This window comes from Clostridium sp. LY3-2 (assembly GCF_024705715.1).
In the GTDB taxonomy this organism is placed as follows: domain Bacteria; phylum Bacillota; class Clostridia; order Clostridiales; family Clostridiaceae; genus Clostridium.
Map to the genome: position 1 here is coordinate 1 of NZ_JAMDLQ010000012.1, position 20,455 is coordinate 20,455.

Consider the following 20,455-nt stretch of genomic DNA (forward strand, 5'->3'; position numbering starts at 1 on the left):
AAGTATATCCACCTGATAGGTTTTTTACATTTTTAAATCCATTATTTCTAAGGATTCTTTCTCCTATCCATCCTCTAAGACCTACAGCACAATAAATTAAAATTTCTTTATCTTTTGGAAGTTCATTTAATTTACTTCTTAAAGAGTTTAGAGGAATATGGATTGCGCCATCTATCATTCCGTTTTCTACTTCTATATCATCTCTTACATCTACTAAGATTTGCTTATCTTTATCTATATTTTTTATATCTTCTATAAAGAATAATTCAGTTAATCCATTTTCTACGTTCTCAGCTACAAATCCAGCCATATTTGCAGGTGATTTTGCTGAAAGATAAGGTGGTGCGTAAGCTAATTCTAATTCAGCTAAGTCTTCCATAGTTCCTCTTAGCTTAATTACAGTTGCTATTACGTCTATAAATTTATCTACACCTTCGTAACCTACAGCTTGAGCGCCTAAAACTTTTCCTTCTAAATCATATAAAACCTTTATATGAAGAGCTTTAGCTCCAGGGTAATACCCGGCATGAGTCATAGGGTGTATATAAACTTTTTTATATTTAATTCCTTTATTTTTTAAAGTTCTTTCGTTATTACCTGTTGACGCTGCAGTTACATCAAATACTTTTATTATAGATGTACCTATAGTTCCTTTATAGGAAGAATCTAAACCTGCTATATTATCAGCTATAACTCTTCCTTGTCTGTTTGCTGGTCCTGCAAGTGGAATAAATGCAACTTTACCGTTAACGTAATCTTTAACTTCTACTGCATCTCCTGCTGCAAAAACTCCTTCTTTGTTAGTTCTCATGTGATCATCAACTCTTAAGTGACCGCGTTCTCCAAGTTCTATTCCTGAACCTTTTAAAAATGAAGTATCAGTCATAACCCCTATAGCAGATACAACTATATCAGCTTTTACTTCTTTTAAACTATCAAGTTTCACTACTACTTTATCACATTCTTCTTTAAACTCTACAACTTTATCGTTTAATATTATAGAAACTCCTCTATCGTTCATTTCCATTTCTAATAGCTCTGATACTTCTGAATCAAATGGTGCTAAGATATGGGGTGCAGCTTCAACTAAAGTAACGTTTATATTTCTGTGCTTTAAATTTTCAGCGACTTCAACTCCAATATATCCTCCGCCTATAACTACAGCTTCTTTTACGGTTCCACTATCTACTTCTTTTTTTATTCCATCCATATCATTTATAGTTCTTAATCTATGGATTCTTTTATTATTTATTCCAGGTAAGTTTGGCATTATTGGTTTTGCACCTGGTGCTAAAACTAAATAATCATAATCTTCTTCGTAATTTCCATCTTTTTTTGATTTAACTTTAACTTTTTTGTTTTCTGTATCTATTGAAACAACTTCACTGTTTACTCTTACATCAATTTCGAATCTATCTCTCATCTTTTCTGGAGTTTGAAGTATTAATTTACTTCTATCTTGAATAACTTCCCCTATATGATAAGGTAATCCACAGTTAGCAAATGAAATATAATCACCCTTTTCAAATACTACTATTTCTAAATCTTCATTTAATCTTCTAAGTCTAGCTGCAGTAGATGCACCAGCTGCAACTCCACCAACTATTAAAACTCTCTTTGACATAATTTATCCTCCTCGATATAAATGTTATATCCTTATTATTTTTCCTCAATTATTTTAATGATATCTATAACTCTTTTATCTTTTACTTTGTAAATCACTTCAAGTCCTATTCTTTCACCTTCAATTATTCCTACACTTCTAAGTTTTTGAAGGTGTTGTGATATTGTTGATTGAGGCATTCCTAAGCAGTCTTGCATAAAACCTACGTTACAGCTACCCTTATCTAGAAGTCCTCTAACTATACATAATCTAACAGGGTGTGCTAATACTTTTAAAAAATCAGCTGCCTCTTGTAGTTCCTTATAATTATTTTCCATAATTTATTACCTCCTTGTTATCACTATATCATAATATTACGATATAGCGATATATGTGTCAACTATTTTTTATTTTATACTTTAGTTTATATTATAAACTTTTATTTTGTTCAAAAAAATAGAGCTTTTAAGCTCTATTTTGAATTATCTATTTTAACCTAGTATCACAGATACAGGTAGTCCACCAAGCATAGCTTGTAAAACTTCATCGTCATTTTGAATTTTATATTTTCCATCAATTTTTTTAAGTTTTACTAAAACTGTAGTTTCCTTCATAGGAACAGTTTGATTTTCGAGTGCTGCTATAAATTCATCAACATAATCTACATTTCCATAATTATTTTCTGAATAGTTTGTTTTAGTGTAATCTTCTTCGCTACTATTTATAGGGTTTTTAATGTCGTTATTTACCCTAGCTGGAGCCATATTTTTTATTCCTTCTTCGTAGTTTTTATAAATAACATTACCATCTAAAGCATTTATAGTAACCTTTACCTCTGCTTCATCATTTCCTAAATCTTTAACTTCTCCTATTTTATAAGAAATTTTAGATACCCAGTATCTTAAAGCATTTTCACGTTTTTCATCATAACTTTCAAACTGAGTTATAACTTTTGATATATCATTTCCGTCTACAGCATATTGATTTATATTATTAAAGTCTAATGCTTTATAAGAATCAAAAAAATCCTTAACATCTTTTTTTGCATTATCAGTTCCACAAGAAACTAAAATTCCTACTGATAAAACTAAAGTTAATACACACCCTATAATCTTTTTCAAATCCATCACCTACTTAAAATTAACCTTATCTGGGTCTAGTCCCCCATAAATTGCAGTTAATAGTTCATTATTAAATTCTAATAACCATTTTCCATCCTTTTTATTTAATTTTATATCTACTGTCTTTGATACAATTTCGTTATCCTTATCTTTTAAGGCATTTACTAAAGCATTCCCGTATTTTTCGTCTGCAAGCTTTGCACCTTCTTCATCTAATTCTTCCTGTTCACTTGGCTTTATCTTTAAGATATTATCTTTATACTTATTATAAATTTGATTTCCATCTAAAGCTGATACTTTAACTTTAGCTATAGCCTCATCACCATTTACATCAATTTTTATGATTTCATAGCTTAATTTTTCAAGCCAATATTTAATTGCCTTTTTCTCTGAATCTGAGTAGTCTTCCATCCCCTTAAGGCTTATACTTTCCTCTGTTAAAATATCATTTTGTACTCCGCTAAAATTACAGTTTTTGAACTTAGTAAAGAAATCTGTAATAACATCTTCAGGTTTTTGAGCTTTAAGGTCTTCTTTAATCTCCGATTTGTTTTTAGGTTCAGTGTTATTTGTAGTATTGTTATTGCAAGAAACTAAACTTCCTGCCATTATAATTCCTAATAAGACCGTTATAATTTTTTTCATAAGCTTTTCGCTCCTCCTACATATATGTAACTATTATTTATTATAACAATAATAAATATATTAATTCCCCCTGTTAACACTAATTTTACGGATATTATAAAAAAAATTAAGCAATACGCGTTAACATATTGCTTAATTTCTATTTAAAATCCTGATACTATAGGGAATCCTTTTCCCTTAACTTCATCTACTACACCTATAGTATAGAAGACTTCTGTATCAACTTCTTCAATATACTCTTTTAATTTGTCTAATTCTTTTTTATTTAAAACTGAATATATAACCTTTTTTGAATCTCCAGTATGTGCGCCTTCACCCTTTAGGTAAGTACACCCTTTTTTTAATTCAATCATTATATATTTAGATATTTCCTCTGTCTTTTCGCTTATTATAGTTATTTGTTTTCTTTGATTCATAAATGCAATTAACTTATCTATAAGAGGTCCATTTATTATTACGCTAGCTACTGCATACATTCCTTTATCTGCGCCAAATGTTATAGCCCCTAAAAGTGTAACTATAAAATCAACACATAAAAGTGATATTCCTATATTAAATTAAGTATACTTATTTAATATCTTAGCTAAAATATCAGTCCCTCCAGTTGATGCATTTTGGTTAAATACTATAGCTAGTCCAACTGCTGTAAATAGCGTTCCAAATAACGTTGCTAAAAATAAATCATTAGTAAGTGCATTTGGTTTTACGACTCCGTCAAAGAACCAAAGCATACCTGATAAACCAAAACTTGAATAAATAGTTTTTACTCCAAAGTCTCCACCTACGACTATAAATGCTAAAATGAATAAAACTAAATTTGTAATAAAAGTAAAACTTCCAACATCAAGTGCTGGGAAATAGTTTGTTACTACAACTGCAAGCCCCGTTACTCCGCCTGCAGCTAAATCGTTTGGTGCATAAAAATACTCAATACCTACTGTTACAAAAAATACTCCAAGTGTTATTAAAAAATATTCTTTAATATATTCCTTCGTCTTTTGCTTCAACTAAAATCTCCCCTTTACCAATTAGACTTATATAGAATAACAGAATAATATAGATTTGAACAGTATTTTAAAGATTAAAAATTATTACATTTTAACATTAAAAAAAAGCTTAGATATTTTAAGAAAGATATCTAAGCTTTTTACTTTGTTTATAATTAATCTATTTATTTGTATTTTTATAAATTCTATTCTTCTAAATCATTTATGATTTCATCTATTTTTTTAATAGCTTTTTCTTCTGCCCTTAACCTATCATCTTCTGTAAAGCCTGTTCCGTCTATAAGAAGCTCTTTAAATTTTTTGATACCTAAAAATTTCATAATATCTTCTATATACTCAACTCCTTGACTTAACTTTCCTCTAAGTAAGAAGGGAATAGTTCCTCCTGAAGATTGAACGTACACCATCCTTCTGTATTTGTCGTCTAAAAGGCCTTTGATTTTATCTTCTTTAATCATAATAGTTTTTCCTTCTTGGACTACACAATCTACATACTCTTTTAAAGGAGCTGGATACGAAAGGCTCCAAAGAGGTGCTGCTATAACATAAATATCAGATTCTTTAAATTTATCACCTAATTCATTAATTCTATCTACATCACGCTTTTCTTCGTAAGATAGATTTTCACAAGTTTTCGAATCAACTATACAGTTTCTTCCTTTAAATAAGTTGTACTTAAGTTTAGGGATATATTCTTCGTAAAGATTTAATTCTTCTATCTGAAGATCTTTATAAACCTCAAGATATTTGTTTACAAGTTTTCTAGATATCTTTCTGCTTGAAGATTCTTCTTCTTTTTTAGAGTTTACAATAATATATAAAAGTTTCATTATATCACCTTCTATTTTTTAATATTATTGTGCTATAAAAAGACTTTTATTATACATACTAAATCTTTTCTCTGTTACTTTCTATATTTTTCAAAACATCTTTTTTTATAGATTCAATATCTATATTTTTTCCAGGACAAGCTGTTTCATTTAAATTTCTATGACCTACTATATCTTTTAGGTTATAAGTTACAATTAAGCTAGTCGCTAAGTCTATCAAACTTTTATTTTGACTATCTGTTAATTTGTCTTCTTCAAAGTTACCATCTAAGCAAATAGCAATACTCTTTCTGTTGTTGTTATAAGCATGAGCTCCCATCTTCTCATCTGGCCTTCCTTTAAAAATAGTACCATCTTTTTTTATATAATAATGGTACCCTATTCCTCCATATCCCTTTTCTTTATGCCACTTATTAATCTCCTCTGGGCTTGCCCCCTTAGATACTGAGTGATGAATTACTAAAGTTTCCGGACTTTCTAAACCCTCTAGTTCAGGTGAAAAATCATAATTCACATTCTTTATAACTATTTTATTTTTGAAATTTTTTAACTCTTCGTTAAGTTTAGTATTACTTACCTTTTCATCACTTCCATAAGCCTTTAAATATGTAGAATATTCTTTTCTAAATAAAAATTCATAAGAAGCTATAGATACTATACTTAAAACTATAAGTGTTACTACTAAATAAGTTCTTCTTCTTCTTTTTTTCATAAGCTTATCATACTCTGCTTTCTTCTTTTTATAATAGAATTTTTCTATATCTTGTAGCTTTTTATAATTTTCACTTTTCATAACTACACCTCTACATTAATAACAAAATAATTCAAATCTTTTTATTTATGTACAAATTCTACTCTACAATATTTTACCATTAAATGTAATATTTTTCAAATTAATTTTATTTTATTTTATTTTTGAAATTATAATTCTTTTATTGATAATTTTATGTTTAGACAACTATAATAATATAGTGGAGGTTTTATATTATGAAACATTATATTTATTTATATTTAGTAATTATTAATATAGTAGGATTTTTATCTATGTATATTGATAAAAGAAAAGCGAAAAAGCACGAGTTTAGAATAAGTGAAAATACTTTAATGCTTATTGCACTTATAGGTGGAAGCGTTGGAAGTTTGATTGGAATGAATATTTTTAGACATAAAACAAAACATATAAAATTCAGTATAGGTATACCTTTAATATTATTATTACAACTTGTTTTTATTATGTATTTTGAGTTAAAAGAAATCTATTGGTTTCATCTATAAATAAAAAAGTGGCTAAATGCCACTTTTTCTTTTTTTTGCTATATGATCAAAATTTTCTTTTATGTTTTTGATATTCCCATAAACAGTTAGCTTGTCTAAAGATTCAAATACATAATCTGCTGTTGCAAATTTTATAAAGCTATCACCTTTATCTATGTTTAATACTTCTATTTCAATTTCTTTAAGTCCGCTCTTTTCTATAGATTTTCCTACTAAAAAACTATCGGCACTTACATAAACTTCGTATACTCCGTACCCTCTATTACTTGTTATAGCATTAGAATGTAATAAATTAAGTTTTTTCCACCCTTTAGATGAAGATATAACTTTTTCAAAAAATGTCTCTATCTTTTCTAACGAATCTGTTCTATATATCAAAAATACTACTACTCCAAAAAAACCTATAACAGCAAAAAAACCTATACTAGTTACACTATCAGATAACATTCTAACAAAAAATGATATAAATGTAGCAGTACTTACGTAACTGATTATCATAAGCCAACTTGCAAGTTTTCTTCTTACAGGATGCTGCACAATAGTTTCACTTTCCTTTGTTGTATATCCTGTACTTGATAGTAAGGATATGACTTGAAATCTTGCCTTTTGCACTGGTAGTCCTGTCATTCTAAATAATATAGTAAAAAAATTTATTACTAATAAAAATATAGTTAAAAATAAAATAAAAGTTAAAATTAATACCACTTGGTTAATCCTCCATATAAGTTATAGATATTATTATATATTATGTCTAAATCATTTATGTTAAGCTTTTTTAAACAAGATATAAAAAATAGGTTTGATTTAACAAATTAATTAAATCAAACCTATTTAGTAATTAAAATATCTATTACATAAGCGGTGCAAAAACTCTTAATATAGCCGTTAAGACTCTATTATACCAACATACGTGCTTGCAATCATATAAAGATACCTGTTCTGATTTATCTAAAATATCTAAAAAGTCTTTTTTGATGCTATTTATAGATTCGGTTTTATATAACCATACACCACACTCAAAATGTAGATATAAACTTCTATAATCAAAATTAATAGTACCAACCGTTGCAATTTCATCATCAGCAACAACAACTTTTGAATGAATAAATCCTGGCGTGTATTCATACACCTTAACTCCAGCTTCTATAAGCTGCGCGTAGTAAGCTCTTGTTACTATGTGAGCATACCATTTATCTTCTATATGCGGAGTAACTATTCTAACGTCAACTCCATTTTTAGAAGCTAAAGTTAGCGCTGTTACTAATTCATTATCAATTATTAAGTACGGAGTTTCTATGTATACATAATCTGAAGCTTTATTTATTATATTAAGATATACATTTTCTCCAACTATCTCATCGTCTAATGGGCTATCAGCGTAAGGCTGAACGTATCCATCCGATGTAACATTTTCTCTTTCATCATAAATATTTTTATAATAATTGTAATCTATATCTTCTTTACTATTAAAACTCCAAGCTTGAAGAAACATCACAGTTAAATTCCAAACTGCATCTCCTTTTATCATAATAGATGAGTCCTTCCAGTGACCGAATCTAACTATCTCATTTATATATTCATCAGCTAAATTAATTCCACCTGTAAAAGCTGTATGACCATCTATAACAGTTATTTTTCTGTGATCTCTGTTATTTAATATTAAAGATAGAAACGGTACAAAAGGATTAAACACTTGACACTTTATCCCTTTTTTTATAAGAGTTTCATTATATTTGTAAGGAAGTGTTGTTAAGCACCCCATATCATCATATATAAATCTAACATCTACGCCTTCTTTTACTTTTTCTTCTAATATGTCTAATATAGTGTTCCACATCTTACCTTCATGAACTATAAAATACTCCATAAAGATATACTTTTTTGCTTTTTTAAGTTCTTCTACAAGTCTTTCAAAAAAATCTTCCCCCGGTGATAAGAACTCTGTTTGAGTATTTTTATATATAGGAGACATAGCAAAATTACTAGTATATCTAGCTTGGTTTGCTACATTCTTATTTATTTTTTCAATCTCATCAATTATATCTGCATCTTGAGATACCACTCTTTTAGATTCATCATAAACCTTTTTTACTTTTTCTTTATATTTTTTGTTCATTTTCTTCCCACCGAATATAAGATAAAAGAACCCTCCAAAAAGTGGAAATAACAATACTGGTATAGTCCAAGCTAATTTATATGATGGGTTATCACGTCTACTTAAAATATAAATTACAACTAAAATACTAATTATAAAGAAAAATACATATAGGTATACAAAAGCTTCTGTAAGCTTCCAAATTGCAAAAGTTAAGATAGTTAATTGAAATAATAATAAAATCCCAACTATCACCATTCTGCTAAATAAAAATTCTAAAATCTTTCTCATTCTAACCTCACAAAACTTGTTTCATTTATATAACTTAATTATATAATAATATACAATACTTTTTAGCATTTAGTTATAATTTTATGTTATTTTAAGGTTATTAATCAATAGTTAATTTATATAAATTTTATTTTAATCCTAATTATTTAGATTATATTAAGTTTAATATTATATAAGCAAAAAAAGATTTATTGCTACTAGAGTACCAATCTAGTAGCAATAAATCTCTTAAAATCTAATAACCATATTCTCATAATACCGTTTTATACTAAGTTAAAAAGACATTACCCGTTTAACTTTGTATACGTAAAAAGCTTTACACTTTAAATCCCTTTTGTATAGATATCCCGTCCCCTAAAACGTTTAACCTATAATCTAATCATATACTATTTATAGCCCTTTGTTAATACTTTCGACATTATTAGTACCTAATTATTTTTAAAGTTTTAATAACTCTTTATTTTTCTATTTTTTTTAATATAATTAACTATAGGTATATAATTAACCTAAATTTTCCTATCTAAAGTAAAAATAAAAGGCTAATTCAAACGAATTAACCTTTTCCCCTAAGATATAATTTATTTTCCGCAAAATCGAAAGTCCCCACTTTAAATTTTAATAAATATATCATGCCACCGTATTGTATATGCAAAAACGTGCTTTAAAACTGTCCCATCCCTAAAATAACTTCACTTTCATTTTAGTAATTAAAATCATATCCCCTTGTATATATAATTTTAAATTTAGAAAGCCCCTTCGAAGTATTTTATTTTTAATAGTTCCCCTATTACTACTTTTAATTTAATCTCTATTAAAATATGATTTATAACCTATAAAGAAATCATACCTAGAAGTGATTTTTTATATCCCTTTAACCTTATCGTTAAGTACATTTTTATAATCTTACATTATGTTTTTAAGCTTCCATATACTAAAATTTAATCAATAGTCTTTTGTCTAATCCTCTTGACTTTTGATTATTTAATCGGCTGTTTATAATATTATATCTTTTTATTAACATTTTCAATATATTATTCATATTTTAGACATATTTCGCACTTTAATCTTTTTTTCTACATTTTTTTAACATTTTATTATTTGAAATCAATCTTTTTTTTATTATTTTTCTGTTTTGCTAAGTTTAAATTAAAATCAGTTTGTTATTTCACTTAAACAAAATCCTCTTTTTAAATATTCTTCTTCAAACTCTTCTTTTAAAAGAGGTTTACTCCATACATATCCCTGAATCTCATCGCACCCTAGAGACTTAATTTTATTTAGTTGATCTTCTGTTTCTATACCTTCTGCTATAGTCTCTATATTCATCCCCTTTGCCATCATTATTATAGCTTTAACTATTTTTAGATCTGATTTTTTAGTTGTAATATTATCTACTAAGCTTTTATCTATCTTGATTTCATTTATATTAAATTTTTCAAGATAACTAAAGGATGCATACCCTGTTCCAAAATCATCAATAGAAATTGAGAACCCTAAATTACTTAAATTACATAGTACGTCTTTTATATAATCATTTCCCTCTAGTTTTATTCCTTCAGTTATTTCTAAATTAACTAACCTTGTTTCTACATTATATTTTTTAACTACATTTAATAGATTTTCAGTAAATCCAATACTATTAATTTGACCTGGTGAAACATTAACTGAGGCTCTTAGGCTAGTATTGTATTTTTTATTCCAAACTTTTACTTTCTTTAAGGCCTCTATTAAAACCCAATTTCCTATAGATTCAATCATTCCACACTCTTCTGCTATAGGAATAAACTCTGACGGAGAAATATTTCCAAGTTCCTTACTTTCCCATCTCACCAAAGCTTCTGTACCTATTACCGTCCTTGTATTTATATCAAATTGAGGTTGATATAAAACTTTAAATTCTTCGTCAAAAGATACATTTTTAAGTAATTTTTCTATTTCATTTTTTCTTTCTAGTTCTCTATTTAATTCCTCATCGTAAAATTCAAAGAAACTTCCTTGAGTGTTTTTACACCTATACATAGCAAAGTCTGCTCCCTTTAAAAGAGAACGCCTAGTACTATCTTTTTTTGATGTAGCTATTCCAATGCTTGGTTCTATATAAAATCTATAGTTATTTATAATTATTTCCTCACTTACAGACTTAATTATTTCTTTTGCAAAAAGGCTAAGTTCCTCTTTAGTCTTTTTTCCTTTTAAAATAACTGCAAACTCATCTCCACCAAGTCTACATACAAGTCCCTCTTTAGGTAATATTTTAATTAATCTTCTGCCTACATATATTAAAATTTCGTCTCCTATATCATGTCCGAAAGAATCATTTATAAACTTAAATCTTATAAGGTCTATAAAATACAAATTAACTTCTCCTACCCTCTCTTCTCTTAAAAGTTTATCTACCTCTATATTAAAGAATCTTCTATTATAAATCTTAGTTAAGTAATCTTTATTAACTATGTCTTCTAATCTTTTATTAGTATTTAATAATTCTCTAGTTCTAACTCTAACCATCTTTTCAAGTTCATATTTTAATGCTTTTTCTTGATTTAATAATTTTTTAGTGTAATAAGAAAATCTAACATAATAACTTAATAGTTCTCTAATTAAAATCACCCCAGCAAATACTATCAGTGCAAAAAACTCAGTTTTTTTAATAAATAACATAAAAACTATAGGGAGGAATATTATCAAACTATTTTTCCTTTTAACTGTTATGTTGTAAGGCATTTCATAGTTGTAATTATTAGCATATCCTTCTTTAAATAGGTCTGAATAGATCGATATAAAAGAAAAAATCAAATAAGGAAGAAAATTATAACTTTCTACAATGCACATACTTTCATAGTGACCTTTACTTAAAATTTGATATATAAACCCTAAGTCTACTATAGTAAAAACAATTATTCCAATTCCAAATAAAGATATAACATTTTGATTTTTAAAGTTAGATATTGATAATTTTATTATTATAATTATGCTTATAGACGAGATATCTGTAAGAACGTATGATATTGCAACTAGATGTTTTAAACTTATAATACTTTTAAAATTTGCATCCATAAAAAATATTATAGTAAAACTAATCATTAAAATAACTACAGTTACTATATCTATAGTTAATTGTACTGATTGAAGATTATATATATTTCTTTTAAAATAATGGATTGCTGCAAGAAGTATAAATATATTAGGTATAAAATTTATCATAACTAAAGCGTCACTATACATAACTACAGGTCCGTTTAAAATATAACTAAATATCCAAAAACACCCTACTACATAATTACTTAATGCCGCACCAAATAATAGGAGTACGGTTGTTTTGTACTCCTCCATTTCTCTTACTGAATTATGAAATATTATTATAGTAAAAAATGAGGTAGCTAAATACATTTCTATAGAAATCACACTGCTGTTTAAAAGCTTTAGGATTATATAAAAGGAGTATAAAATACACAAAAATAAAATCTTTTTATTACCTTCTTTTATATCTCTCTTTAAATCAACAGTCACTTAGCTCGCCTCACTTTTAAAATACTTTTTACATATTTTATCAGCAAAATATATATTCTATATAAATAAAGTGTAATTTTAAAGTAAATATATTATTTATCTATTTTTTCTAAAATCACTGAACTTCTTCCTGAAACCTCTATAAATTTTCCAACAAAATGAACATTATCTTTATAAATTCCTTTGTGGTCTAAAAGTATTTTGTAGCTTCCATCATCTATTTTTACTACTTTATTTTCTTTGTTTCCATTGTGAATGCATATTAAATTTTTTTCTCCATTTATTTTGTAGTAAATAAGATTTCTTATTCCTGTATCTTGAAACCTTATTTTGTTGTTTATATCTTCTGAGCTTTCAAGCCTAAACTCTTTATATTTTTTTCTAAGTTTTATAAGTCCTTTGTAGTGATTAAAGACATCTTGGTATTTTTCTTTTCTAGCCCAATCAATTTTATTTACACAGTCAGGTGAATTATAACTATTTTCTATTATATTTCCGCTTAAATCCTTTTTAGTTCTTAAAAATTCTTCACCTGAATGAAGAAATGCTATTCCGTTTGAAGTAAGAGTTATATTTGCTATAAGCTTATTCATCTTTATAACTTCCTCTTCTTTAGAACTTCCAGAACTTATAGTTAATTTATCAAATAGAGTATAATTATCGTGAGCTGAATTATAAGTTATAGTTTGATAAGGTTCGTTTGCCCAAGATCCGTTAGAATAAATTACTCTATTATAATCTATTTCACTATGATTAGTAGATGCTACTATTCCGCATTTTATAGTTTCTTCAAAACCTTCTCCTCCGCTTGCAAAACCTCTTGCATAAGAGTTAAACACATCTCCTTTTACTCCATCTCTTATATCATCACTAAATGCTGCTATTTGCATTTTGCCGTATTTTGGAGTATTTACTTTAAGAGCTCTTAAATCTTCTCTTAAAGGAGTATTACCTCCAGTCCAGCCTTCCCCATACATCAAAATAGATTTATCAATTTTATCTAATTCTTCTCTTATTTCTTTCATAGTATCAACATCATGAAGTCCCATAAGGTCAAATCTAAATCCATCTATATGGTATTCTTTTGCATAATATTTAACTGAGTCTATCATATATTTTCTAAACATATATCTATCTGATGCTGTTTCGTTTCCACAAGCTGACCCGTTTGAAAAACTTCCATCATCCCATTCTCTATAATAATACATAGGAAAAGTTTTATTAAAATTAGAATTATCTCCTTCAAAGGTATGGTTATACACAACATCCATAACAACTCTTATCCCTGATTCGTGTAATTTTAAAACAGCTTCTTTAAATTCTTTTATTCTGCTTTTAAAATCATTAGGTGAAGTAGAATATGACCCTTCTATAGAATTAAAATTATCAGGGTCATAACCCCAATTATAATCATTAGTATCAAATTTACTTTCATCTACTGATTTATAATCAAATACAGGTAAAAGATGAACGTGAGTTATCCCTAGTTCTTTTAAATGGTCTAAACCGGTCTTTACAGAATTATATTTAGTCCCGTCTTCTATAAGCCCTAAAAACTTTCCTTTATTTAAAACTCCTGATGTTTTATCTATAGTAAAATCTCTAACGTGCATTTCATAGATTATAGAATCTAATGGAGAGTTTAGATCCGGTTTAATATCTTCATTAAACCCTTTAGGGTCAGTGCTCTTTAAATCTACTACTACAGAAAACTCACCATTTAAAGAAACAGCTTTAGAATAAATATCACAGGCTTCCGTAGAACTATTATTTATATCAAAAGCGTATCTATAAAAAACTCCATCTAAATCTCCTTCTTTTGTAAAGGTAAATAATCCTTTTTCCTCTTCTTTCATTTCTTCTACTTGAAAGATAACTCCATTTTTATCATAAAATTTTACAAAAGCCTTTTTAGATACTGGAGACCAAACTTTAAATGTAGTTTTTTCTTTAGAATAAATTGCACCTAGTTCTCCATCGTATTTATATTCATTTTGGAATTCAGTGCTATTTAAGGTTTTTACTATTTCCCATTTGTCCTTGTTATACAAATTCTTAATATCCATTTTTATACCTCAAATCCAAATAAATTTTCTCTTGCCTTATCTAAATTTTTATAATTACCTAATATATCTTCATAATAAACTCTAAGTATTTCTCCAACTCCCCAAGCTTGGTTGTAGCATCCTCTAGCTTTGTTTGGGAATTCTCCGTCAAATATTTCTGCTATACCATACAGACAATCGTCTTTAATATGCTCTTCCATATCTTTTAAACATTCATCTACAAATTCTAAACTATCTTTACTGTAATCATTAGCTTTACATACACCTGTTAAATAAGCACCAAGTGGGAAAGACCAAGCTGTTCCTTGATGATATGCCATATCTCTTTTAAATAATTCTCCTTCATAATAAGGTTTATAATCTTTATTATTTTTATCTAAACTTCTTAATCCAAAAGGAGTATATAATTCTTCATAGATTTTATCTAAAATCATCTTTTCTTTTTCTTTATCAAGCATTGTAAAAGGAAGTGATACTGCATATACTGCATTTGGTCTTATTGAGTTATCTTTTAAAGTATCGCTTAAAGCATCATATAAATACTTATCCTCTTCTGACCAAAACTCTCTATTAAAGCTTTCTTTTACCCTTTCTCCTAAATCTTTATATTCTTTAAAGTCTGGATCTTTAAATTTAATAGCTAATAGTTCCATTATTTTTAAAGCATTATACCAAAGTGCATTTATCTCAACTGGTTTACCGTGCCTTGGAGTTACAACTATTCCATTTACCCTTACATCCATCCAAGTTACCTGATCTAACCCGCTTCCTGCACTTATTAAAGAGTCTTCTTCCATCTTGATAGAAAAATCTGTTCCTTCTTTATAGGCTTTAATTATTTTTTTCATAGTAGGATATAATTCCTTATATACAAAGTCTAATTCTTTTATATCATTTTTATATAAAAGATAAGTATATATAGCGTGAATATACCATAATGATGCATCTACTGTATTATAAAGAGGTTCTTTTCCAAAGTCCGGGAACATATTTGGAATAAGACCATTTTTCTCATATCTTGAAAATGTCTTTAAAATATCTTTTGCATCATCTAGTCTTCCTGTAGACATAGTAAGTCCTACTACTGCAATCATAGTGTCTCTTCCCCAGTCTAAAAACCAAGGGTAGCCAGCTAGTATAGTTTTGCTATCTGTTGAATCCCTATGAACTATAAAATGGTCTCCCCCTATAGGAAGTGCTTTAGCTAAAATTCTATCTTCTTCAAATGTATTTCTTAAATTTTCTATTCTTTTTGTTTCTTTTTTTATAATATTTATAGGGTCTATTTCCTCTTCTTCTAAAGTACACACAAAGTGAATTTCTTTTAAAGAATAAGGTTTAATACTTATTTTAAATTCACCTGGTATATAGTATTTTTCTAAATATTTATCTCCTGTAGTTTTATCCACATCATAATAAACTTTATCTGTTAATAACTCACCTTTTTCTTCTGAAACTGTGCATTCTTTATCTAAAAACAGCCTTATATTTAAATCTTTCTTTAGCTCTGGATTTAATTTAAATCCATAATCTATAATTTCTCTTTTGAATTTTAAATTTTCTTCTAAACTAACTTCTCCCGGGTCTCTAAAAGACATAAATGGAGTTAGTATTAAATCTCCAGAAGTTTTTTTAGATTCTATTTTATATTTTATTATCGCTGTATTTTTTTCTCTTTCTAAAAATACTTCCTTTATTATTTTTATTCCATTAACTAGATAAGTATAAGTAGGTATTCCATTATAATTAAAACTCTCTAAATTTTCATATCCTTTAATAACTTTATCTTCGTATTTAGTCGTAGTTAAAGGATATTCTTTTTCTTCTATTAAAAGCTTTTCTGAAACCTTTGGAAGTATCATATATCTTTCATCAGGAGATTTTAATGAAGCTATTAGTATGCTATGATATTTTCTACTATTTGCCCCAATAATAGTACTTCCTGAAAAGGCACTCCTGCCGTTTGATAACATCCACTCTTTTTCTATTCCTCTTTCATATGTAGGATAACTATTTTTACTAAACCTCATTTTGACTACTCCTCCTAATATAAAACTATAGCTTAAGCTATGTAAGTAGAACTTAACTTTAGCTTAAGCTATAAATTTTAGTTGTATTTATGATATTAGATTATCACTTCAAAGAAGTGTGATTTAACTATTTTTCATTTTTTTCTCTTTTTACATTCCAAATATCTTTTGCATATTCTAATATAGTTCTATCTGATGAGAATATTCCTGCATTACAAGTATTTAAGAAGCATTTTTTAGCCCATCCATATTTATCTCTATAGCTTTCAAATACTTTTTCTTCTTCATCTTTAAATCCTTTAAAATCAGCAAGTAAGAAGTATTGATCTCCTTCAAATAATAGTGAATCATAAAGGTCTTTAAATAATCCTGTATTTGAATCATCTAATGTTCCATCTATTAAAGCATCTAAAACTCTAGCTATATCTTTATTATTTTTATAGAACTCTTTTGAATTATATTTTTCTTTTAAGCTTTCAATATCTTCAACTCTTAAACCGAATATAAAGTTATTGTCTTCTCCTGATTCTCTAACTATTTCAACGTTTGCACCATCAAATGTTCCAAAAGTCGGAGTACCATTTAGCATAAATTTCATATTTCCTGTTCCTGATGCCTCTTTACCTGCTGTAGAGATTTGTTTTGAAACATCTGCTGCTGGGAATAATTTTTCAGCATATGAAACTCTGTAGTTTTCAACAAATACTATTTTTATTTTTTTACTTACTTCTTTATCTTCGTTTATAAGTCTTGCAACTTCGTTTGTAAGTTTTATTATAGCTTTTGCTCTTCTATATCCTGGGAAAGCTTTTGCACCGAAGATAAATGTAGTTTTTTCTATATTCATGTTTGGATTTTCTTTTAATCTAAAGTATAAATCTAATACATATAAAGTATTTAATAATTGTCTTTTATACTCGTGAAGTCTCTTAATTTGAATATCAAAAATAGAATCTGTATCTAGTTCTATACCTTGAGTTTCTTTTATATATTTTGCAAGTTCTTCTTTTTTCTTATGCTTAATTTCCATAAATCTATCTAATATAGCTTTATCGTCAGCATATTTTTCTAAAGATTTTAACTTTTCTAAATCAGTTACCCAAGACTCATCTCCTATAAGTTCTGTTATAAGAGCTGATAATTCTCTATTACAAAGTCTTAGCCATCTTCTTGGAGTTATTCCATTTGTTTTGTTTTGGAACTTTTCAGGATATAATTTGTACCAGTTATTAAGTTCTATATCTTTTAATATATCAGTGTGAAGCTTTGCAACTCCATTAACTGCAAATCCTATATGAATAGCTAAGTTAGCCATTCTAACAGTTCCATCATTTACTATTCTAAATTCTTCTATAGCTTCCTCGCTATATCCTTTTCTTTTTAATTCTTTAATGAATCTTGCATCTATCTCTTCTACTATTTCAAGGATCCTTGGGAATAGTTCATATATTAATTTTGAATCCCACTTTTCTAAAGCTTCTGCTAATATAGTGTGGTTAGTATAAGCAAATACTGTCTTTGCAGTATCTATAGCTTTATCTATATTTATACCGAAATCATCTACTAAAATTCTAACAAACTCTGGTATAGCTAAAACTGGGTGAGTATCATTTAATTGGACTGCATGTAGCTTTCCGAAATTATCAAAATTTTCACCGTGCATTTTTACGTGACTTCTTATTATATCTTTTAATGATGCACTAACTAAGAAGTATTGTTGTTTTAATCTTAATAACTTTCCTTCTTTCATATCATCGTTTGGATATAATACTCTTGATATATCTTCTGCTCTATTTTTATCTTTTACAGCATCATCATATCTTCCTTCATTAAATGCTATAAAATCGAATTCTTCTAAAGGCTCACATTTCCAAAGTCTTAAAGTGTTTATATTTTTATTTTTATAACCGATAATTGGAGTATCATAAGGAACAGCTTTAACTTTCATTCCTTCAAATTCTACAAGTACTGTATCTTTATCTTTTCTAATGCTCCAAGGGTCGTTATATTTAAGCCAGCTATCTGCACATTCATATTGGAATCCGTCTTCGAAGTATTGTTTGAATAACCCGTTTGAATATCTTATTCCATAACCTTTTAAAGGAATTTCAACAGCTGCTGCTGAATCCATAAAGCATGCTGCAAGTCTACCAAGACCACCATTTCCAAGTGCAGCATCTTCTTCTGCTTCTTCAACTGCATTTATATCTATATTTAATTCTTTTAAAAGTTCTTCTACCTCTTCATATAATCCAAGACTTATTAAGTTATTTCCTAAAGCTCTTCCCATAAGGTATTCAGCTGATAAATAATAAGCTTGTTTATCTTCATTATATAAATCTGTTGTGTTGCTCCAATCGTCTACTATAGTTCCTACTAAAGCTTTTGAAAGTGCAGCAAATATTTGCCCGTTATCTGCTTCTTTTAAATTAACACCGTAATTAACCTTTAATTCTCTCTCCATATTAGCCTTTAATTCATTCTTAGTCATTAATTTGTCCTCCCGTATAACTTAGTCATATCATATAAATTTTTAGCTAACTCTTTTGTTAAGCTACCTTCTTTCATTCTCCACTGCCAGTTGCCTCCAAGCGTTGAAGGTATATTCATTCTAGCTTCAGTTCCTAATTTTAGAAGGTCTTGCATAGTAGCTATACTTAGTCTACTTACAGAACCCCATATACCTCTTATTAACCCGTAACTTACACCTTCATTAAGGTCTAACTTTAAGTATTTAATAGCTTTTTCTCTTTCCTCTTCACTTATACTTAAAAACCATCCTAGTGCAGTATCATTATCATGAGTTCCTGTATAAGCTATTGAGTTTTCAATGTAATTGTGAGGTAGATCTGTGCTATCTTCACCGCCAAATCCAAACTCTAATACTTTCATCCCTGGGAATCCAGTTTCGTCTCTAAAATCTATTACTTCTTTAGTCATAAATCCTAAATCTTCTGCTATTACGTTTACATCACCTAGAGCTTCTTTTATCTTATTAAATAATTTAATTCCAGGCCCTTTTACCCACTTACCATTTTCAGCTGTTTTATTTCCATAAGGTATTTCGTAATAACTTTCAAAACCTCTAAAGTGGTCGATTCTAATTATATCGTAGATTTTTAAGCTCTCTTTAACTCTTAAAATCCACCAATCAAAACCGTCTTTCTCCATCTTATCCCAATCATATATAGGATTTCCCCAAAGTTGTCCTGTTTTTGCAAAAGCATCTGGAGGACACCCTGCAACTACTTTCAGGTTATTATCTGAATCAACTTTGAAGTTTTTAGGATTACTCCACATATCTGCACTATCATCTGCAACATATATAGGTAAATCTCCTATGATTTTTATTCCCTTTGAGTTTGCGTATTCTTTTAGATTACTCCACTCATAGAAAAACTCATATTGTAAAAAGTTATAATACTCTATTCTTTCTTTTAGTTTTTCTCTATATTCTTTTAATGTTTCCTCGTCTCTATTTACTAACTTTTCATCTTCCCATTCTCTAAATGATTTAAGATCAAAACTTTCTTTTATAGCCATATAAAGACTATAATCATCAAGCCAAAAGCTATTTTCTTTTTTAAATATTTCAAAGTCCTCATTCTTTTCTTTATAGAAATTATTATATGCAATTTCTAAAATTTCGTTTCTCTTCTTAAATATTAGCGCATAATCTACTTTTTCTTTATCTTCACCAAAGTTTATATCTTTGTAATCTTCTTCTTTTAAATATCCTTTTTTACTAAGTGTATCTAAATTTATAAAATGTGGATTACCTGCAAAAGCTGAGAAACATTGATATGGTGAATCACCATAACTTGTGTGTCCAAGCGGTAGTATTTGCCAATACTTTTGACCTGCAAGTTCTAAAAAATCTACAAACTCATATGCTTCTCTTCCAAAGGAACCGATTCCAAATTCGTTAGGAAGAGATGAGATATGCATTAATATCCCACTTTCTCTTTTCATTTTTAATCCC

15 protein-coding genes and 1 pseudogene are annotated in these 20,455 nt (G+C 27.9%); 1 reads left to right on the forward strand and 15 read right to left on the reverse strand.

The genetic code is table 11. The features are described from left to right. The 8 genes and pseudogenes from M4I33_RS02775 to M4I33_RS02805 all read right to left on the reverse strand — a co-directional run. The coding region (locus M4I33_RS02775) for an FAD-dependent oxidoreductase (RefSeq protein ID WP_257915356.1) at positions 1–1,624 on the reverse strand (1,624 nt) is incomplete at its 3' end. 35 nt (positions 1,625–1,659) lie between these two features. Further along, positions 1,660–1,941 carry a helix-turn-helix transcriptional regulator gene (locus M4I33_RS02780; RefSeq protein ID WP_257915357.1) on the reverse strand — a complete coding sequence of 94 codons (282 nt, stop codon included), beginning with the start codon at positions 1,939–1,941 and terminating at the stop codon, positions 1,660–1,662. A 153-nt stretch (positions 1,942–2,094) separates the two neighbouring features. Beyond that, a complete protein-coding gene (locus M4I33_RS02785) occupies positions 2,095–2,724 on the reverse strand; it encodes a hypothetical protein (protein WP_257915358.1) in 630 nt (209 codons plus the stop codon). 9 nt (positions 2,725–2,733) lie between these two features. Continuing rightward, the gene (locus tag M4I33_RS02790) at positions 2,734–3,369 is read right to left on the reverse strand and encodes a hypothetical protein (RefSeq protein ID WP_257915359.1); all 636 of its coding nucleotides are present in this window, start codon (positions 3,367–3,369) and stop codon (positions 2,734–2,736) included. Positions 3,370–3,512: 143 nt separating this feature from the next. Next, positions 3,513–3,722: a YitT family protein gene (locus M4I33_RS16855; RefSeq protein ID WP_308367138.1), complete on the reverse strand. Its 210-nt coding sequence runs from the start codon at positions 3,720–3,722 to the stop codon at positions 3,513–3,515. A 9-nt stretch (positions 3,723–3,731) separates the two neighbouring features. Continuing rightward, a pseudogene (locus M4I33_RS02795) lies at positions 3,732–4,376 on the reverse strand (YitT family protein); the annotation flags it as partial. A 185-nt stretch (positions 4,377–4,561) separates the two neighbouring features. Next, positions 4,562–5,209 carry an FMN-dependent NADH-azoreductase gene (locus M4I33_RS02800; RefSeq protein ID WP_257915484.1) on the reverse strand — a complete coding sequence of 216 codons (648 nt, stop codon included), beginning with the start codon at positions 5,207–5,209 and terminating at the stop codon, positions 4,562–4,564. Positions 5,210–5,264: 55 nt separating this feature from the next. Further along, positions 5,265–5,999, reverse strand: a complete 735-nt coding sequence (locus tag M4I33_RS02805; protein ID WP_257915360.1) for a peptidoglycan recognition family protein — start codon at positions 5,997–5,999, stop codon at positions 5,265–5,267. Positions 6,000–6,193: 194 nt separating this feature from the next. Between M4I33_RS02805 and M4I33_RS02810 the strand changes: the two genes are divergently transcribed. Further along, positions 6,194–6,481 carry a DUF1294 domain-containing protein gene (locus M4I33_RS02810; protein ID WP_257915361.1) on the forward strand — a complete coding sequence of 96 codons (288 nt, stop codon included), beginning with the start codon at positions 6,194–6,196 and terminating at the stop codon, positions 6,479–6,481. A 12-nt stretch (positions 6,482–6,493) separates the two neighbouring features. Here M4I33_RS02810 and M4I33_RS02815 read toward each other — a convergent pair whose 3' ends face one another. From M4I33_RS02815 to malQ, 7 genes are all read right to left on the reverse strand, one after another. Next, a complete protein-coding gene (locus M4I33_RS02815; protein WP_257915362.1) occupies positions 6,494–7,186 on the reverse strand; it encodes a TrkA C-terminal domain-containing protein in 693 nt (230 codons plus the stop codon). A gap of 145 nt (positions 7,187–7,331) precedes the next feature. Then, complete coding sequence (cls, locus tag M4I33_RS02820; RefSeq protein ID WP_257915363.1) at positions 7,332–8,867, reverse strand: cardiolipin synthase; 1,536 nt, start codon at positions 8,865–8,867, stop codon at positions 7,332–7,334. Between the two features lie 1,152 nt (positions 8,868–10,019). Further along, positions 10,020–12,377, reverse strand: a complete 2,358-nt coding sequence (locus M4I33_RS02825; protein ID WP_257915364.1) for a bifunctional diguanylate cyclase/phosphodiesterase — start codon at positions 12,375–12,377, stop codon at positions 10,020–10,022. 92 nt (positions 12,378–12,469) lie between these two features. After that, positions 12,470–14,443, reverse strand: a complete 1,974-nt coding sequence (pulA, locus tag M4I33_RS02830; protein WP_257915365.1) for a type I pullulanase — start codon at positions 14,441–14,443, stop codon at positions 12,470–12,472. Between the two features lie 2 nt (positions 14,444–14,445). Further along, positions 14,446–16,473 carry an amylo-alpha-1,6-glucosidase gene (locus M4I33_RS02835; RefSeq protein ID WP_257915366.1) on the reverse strand — a complete coding sequence of 676 codons (2,028 nt, stop codon included), beginning with the start codon at positions 16,471–16,473 and terminating at the stop codon, positions 14,446–14,448. A 127-nt stretch (positions 16,474–16,600) separates the two neighbouring features. Further along, positions 16,601–18,964 (reverse strand): glycogen/starch/alpha-glucan phosphorylase, encoded by a 2,364-nt coding sequence (locus tag M4I33_RS02840; protein WP_257915367.1) that lies wholly within the window; start codon positions 18,962–18,964, stop codon positions 16,601–16,603. Next, the gene (malQ, locus tag M4I33_RS02845; protein ID WP_257915368.1) at positions 18,964–20,445 is read right to left on the reverse strand and encodes a 4-alpha-glucanotransferase; all 1,482 of its coding nucleotides are present in this window, start codon (positions 20,443–20,445) and stop codon (positions 18,964–18,966) included. Before malQ ends, M4I33_RS02840 begins: the two co-directional genes overlap by 1 nt. Positions 20,446–20,455: the final 10 nt, after the last annotated feature.